General features: G+C 52.9%; 3 protein-coding genes. All 3 read left to right on the top strand.

The features are described 5' to 3' along the window. Positions 1–1,989 (top strand): glycosyltransferase family 4 protein (locus ILFOPFJJ_RS30985; protein WP_173514314.1); only part of this gene is annotated, 1,989 nt, incomplete at its 5' end. A gap of 121 nt (positions 1,990–2,110) precedes the next feature. Then, complete coding sequence (locus tag ILFOPFJJ_RS30980; protein ID WP_173514313.1) at positions 2,111–3,106, top strand: CgeB family protein; 996 nt, start codon at positions 2,111–2,113, stop codon at positions 3,104–3,106. A 77-nt stretch (positions 3,107–3,183) separates the two neighbouring features. Further along, entirely contained in the window at positions 3,184–4,260 is a 1,077-nt protein-coding gene (locus ILFOPFJJ_RS30975; protein ID WP_173514312.1) for a capsular polysaccharide export protein, LipB/KpsS family, read from the top strand. The last annotated feature ends 424 nt before the right edge of the window (positions 4,261–4,684 follow it).

Here is a 4,684-nt window from a genome sequence, read left to right as displayed (position 1 = left end):
TTCGACGAGCGATGGGAATCAAAAACGGACTCTTTTGTCTCGATCAGTCCACTAGCTCAAAGATATTCTCCGGCGAAGGCGTTTGGAAAAGTAAGTCACTATCAAGCGGAAAATGGCGGCCTTACCTTTCACGAAGACGGGCGCCAGTATCGCACGACAGACAGATTGTTTGTTCGGTCTGCGCTAGTTCGAGCATCCACCATCACTGAGGATTGGATTGGTTCAGCGATTACTGATCCAGGTGGCGCGACTGTTCGGCTTCAGGAAATGCTAGCGACTGATGAATTCCATTACATTGAAGGTGGCGCTCGCTTACCCGAATCCATCAGGTCAGACGTTGAAGACCTGACGATTGCCGACAAAGGCGCTTCGTTAGCGGATCAAATAATGCCAATCGCGGAGAATCCGTCGGTGGCCGGCAGTTCAACTTCACAAAAACCTAACGAGCTGCCGCAGCTAGGCGCTGCGCAACTCAATGGCATGCTTAAGGCAACAAGTGGGGTAGACTTGCGAATGGAGGGCGGCAAACTCCAATTGCGCTCCAAGCTCGCAAATGACAAACACATCTATCTTTACTGCCAGCGAGAGTTTGACAGGCACGAACTGAACCTAGTGCTGAACAGCCAGTTTGAACTGGTTTGCGGGGGTGATCTGGACTTGAGGACCGTTTTCGAGTTTAGGGACGGAGATGGCGCAAAGATTTCACACCAGATAAATAAGGCGGGCGGTCGCCATTCACTCGCTATTCCAGAGAATTGTACGACAGTTCGATTTGGCTTCCGGGTGCAGGGAGCGGGTGAGGCAAAGATCGAGGCCGTAGTGCTCGGGAACCAGATAGAACGGCCTGCAGCACTTGCCGTTCGCTCGCCGTACCTAGTCCTCTCCAAGCAGTACCCTGCCTATGACGACCTATATCGCTATGGCTTCCTCCACAGTCGCCTTCGTGCCTACAAAAAAGAAGGGCTCGTTTCTGACGTATTTCGCATCAGCAAAGATGCCTTCGGCTATCGCGAGTTCGAAGGCATCGACGTCGCGACGGGAGACGCAGAACTGCTTCGATCCACTTTGCAGGCAGGGCAGGTCAGGCATGTGTTGGTACACTTGCTAGACGAAAATATGTGGAGTGTTCTGAGAGACTACCTTCATACCATCAAAATTACCATTTGGATCCACGGAGCCGAGATTCAAGTGTGGCAGCGACGGGCCTTCAATTTTGAGGGCATGGAGGAGCAAGAAATCACCCGCCAGAAACGATTAAGCGACAAGCGCAAGGTGCTCTGGCGGAAGGTATTCTCCGAATCAAATGACAATGTGAACTTTGTATTTGTTTCAGAGTACTTGCTGAAAGAAGCTCAGAAGGATATAGGAGTCAGACTAGATAAATCGAGTCATGTTGTACACAATTTTATAGACTCGACCATATTTAGATATGACGAGAAAAACGAAGATAAAAGGGGTAAGATTCTGTCCATAAGGCCGTATGCGAACAGGGTATACGCCAATGATCTGACTGTATCTGCCATACTCGAGCTTTCGAAGCGAGATATATTCAAAGACCTTACATTCTGCCTTTACGGAGATGGGGAGTTATTTGAGGAGACGACGGCTCCGCTAAGAGCCTTTGAAAACGTACGAATAGAGCGCCGCTTCTTGCCTCAGCCAGAGATTGCGGAGATTCACAAGGGTTTTGGTGTTCTCTTGTCGCCTACGCGCATGGATAGTCAGGGCGTTTCACGCGACGAAGCAATGTCTTCAGGCTTGGTGCCAATCACAACCGATGTGGCATGCATCCCAGAGTTCGTTGATGAAAGTTGCGGGATCGTGGTACCAGCGGAGGACTATGTCGCAATGGCCGATGCTGTCGAGCGTCTGTACTCCAATCCCGCTGAATTCACCAAGCTCTCCGAGGCGGCTTCGCTGCGCGTTCGATCCCAATCGGGTTATGAGATGACTGTGAAGCGTGAGATTGCGCTGATACAGAGAGATTAATGCTCTCTGCTCTTTGAGTACACGCTTCGCCCCAGGCTCGTACGGGCACCTCTAGGCGGGCAGACCTTGTCGACCGGTCGGCCCACTTGATCCGAAATACATAAGAAATCGGAATCCGTGAATGCGAACAAGTGAGTTAACCATTGCGCTAATTTCTGACAGCCTTACAGCGGCATGCTTGTCAAAGGAATGTCGTGTACTGACGTTAACGCCGCTGAACTATAAATGGGTGCTCCGCCTGCAGAAGCCGGACTTGTTGTTCGTTGAATCCGCTTGGGAGGGGCATAGACGCCGGTGGAAGTATAAGGTTGCATCGTATCCAGGGGGGCACACCAACAATAAAAAGCTAGAGAAGGTCGTGTCGTATGCTCGCGATCGCGGAATACCGACTGTCTTCTGGAATAAAGAAGATGGTGTCCATTTTGATAGATTTATCGATAGCGCAGAATTATTTGACCACGTCTTCACTGTCGATGTGAACTGCATGGACAGATACAAAAAAGTAATCCGCGATGGGGCTACGGTAAACACGTTAATGTTTCCCGTACAAACAGCCACCCATTATTTTCGCGGATTTGATTTCAAATTCAATAAGGCAAATTTCGTCGGAAGTTACAGTCGAAAAATACACGAGGCTAGGCGCAATTGGCAGGACCTAATGTTTTCCGCCTGCGCAACCGCCGGGGTTAAGACCGTCGTTTATGATCGGAACTCTGAGCGCAATTCCGCAAACTATCGATACCCTGAGTTTGAAGGAATAGAGGTTCGAGCGTCAATTCCGCATTCAGACACGGCTCAGGTATACAGAGACCATCTAATATCACTTAACGTGAACACGATTGAGGACTCCCCGTCAATGTATTCGCGCCGCTTGGTCGAGATTCTCGCTTGCGGTGGAATTGCAGTGACAAATCCAACTGTAGCTGTCGATCGATACTTCTCGGAATACTGCCACGTTGTCAGGGATTTTGCCGAGGCCACAGATTTGTTCTCCAGATTGAAGAGGGGCCCCTCGCCCCGGGACTTGGAGCGTGCGGAGGCAGGCGCACGTTATGTGCTCGCAGAACACACCTGGTCCCAACGGTTGGACGACGTAAGAAGGGTGGTTGGGCTTTAGAAAATGGTTGAGTCCTGTGACAGTTAAGACGCGCAAGAAGGAAGCGGTCTGAGAATGGCCCGGATTGGAGCATGGAAATGGCTTTGAACCACCGGAAGCCGAGGACCGTTCACGCTCAGAATGCTGAACGCCCTCCGCTTTTCCTGTACGGCTTCAGTCGCTGGAAAGCCTACATACGTGACTGGTTTCCAGATGCGCACGTGATCCCTTCGCGTCCCCGTCTTTTGCCATTCGAATTCGATCTCTATTGGAAGCGTCGGCTCCTTCGCGATCCGCGGGCTAAAGTGTTGGCCTGGCAATATAACGGGCCGCCAAGGCTGAAGGAATTCTGCGCCCGCCACAGCATCCCCTTCCTCTATGTCGAGGACGGATTTCTCCGATCTGTAGCACTCGGCGCGTTGAAGGTACCACCGCTTTCGCTGGCCTTTGACGCGCAGGACATGTATTTCAACGCCAACGGTCCGACCGACCTCGAAGACATTCTAAAGACCTACGATTTCGAGGGCGACAGCGCCTTGGTGAGCCGTGCAAAGGCCGCCCGGGAGCAGCTCCTCAAGAGCCGGCTCAGCAAGTACAATTCCGGTCGATCACTCGATATCGCCTCGGTTTACGGCAACAAGACCCGACAGCGCGTGCTCGTTATCGGTCAGGTGGAGCGCGACGCATCGATCGCCTACGGCTGCGCAAAAAAACTGACGAACAACGACCTCGTCCGCCTCGCAGCGTCAGAAAACCCGGACGCTCAGATCATATACAAGCCGCACCCCGAAATATTGAAGGGCACGGCCAAAGCGAAGTCCAAGCCCGAGCTCGTTCGCGACATCGCGATGATCCTTACGCAGGATATTAGCCTCGCTGATTCGCTTGAAACCGTCGATCACGTCTATACCATCACCTCGCTTTCGGGTTTCGAGGCTCTCTTGCGCGGAATCAAAGTGACGACGGTGGGATGCCCTTTCTATTCCGGTTGGGGGCTGACAGACGATCGCCAGCCGAATCCACGCCGCAACCGAAAACTCTCCATCGATGAGGTCTTTGCGGCAGCCTATATTCTTTACGCCAAATATCTCGACCCGGTCAGCAAAACACCGATTGAGCTTGAGCGCGCATTAGAAGTCCTCGCCAGAATGCGCGCGGAGCAGATGGCGGCTTAACGCGCAGCACGCGCTAAAGCGGATTCTGCCAGTCTAACGCAGCAACACCGACCACGGCATAGGCCGAACCTAAGGAAAACTTGTTTGCTGAGCAGTCGGTCGCGTGAAAGTGGGAAAGTGGCGCTGGAGACCGAGTTCATCCTCGACGTAGCCCTCCGGTGACGGCCGCCTTGCCGAGGTAGGCTGAAGGCTGCAAGTCCTAGTGCAAGCACTAGGAGTAGTCCTATGACTAAGCATCAGATTGAGGTCCTTACGTAGGTCGAGCGCCGTCGGCGCTGGTCTCGGGAGCAGAAGGAGCGGCTGGTCGCGGCGACGAGCGAGGCGCAAGCGTTTCAGAGATCGCTCACTCGGCCGGCATCCATGTGAGTCGTAAGCGGTGTTCTCAGGCCACGGGCTTGGTTTCTGGCTTGTCGGCGTAGGTCCA

The organism is Sinorhizobium psoraleae, assembly GCF_013283645.1.
GTDB lineage: Bacteria > Pseudomonadota > Alphaproteobacteria > Rhizobiales > Rhizobiaceae > Sinorhizobium > Sinorhizobium psoraleae.
The sequence above is the reverse complement of the archived record's forward strand: the minus strand, read 5'-3'. Positions and strand labels throughout refer to the sequence as shown.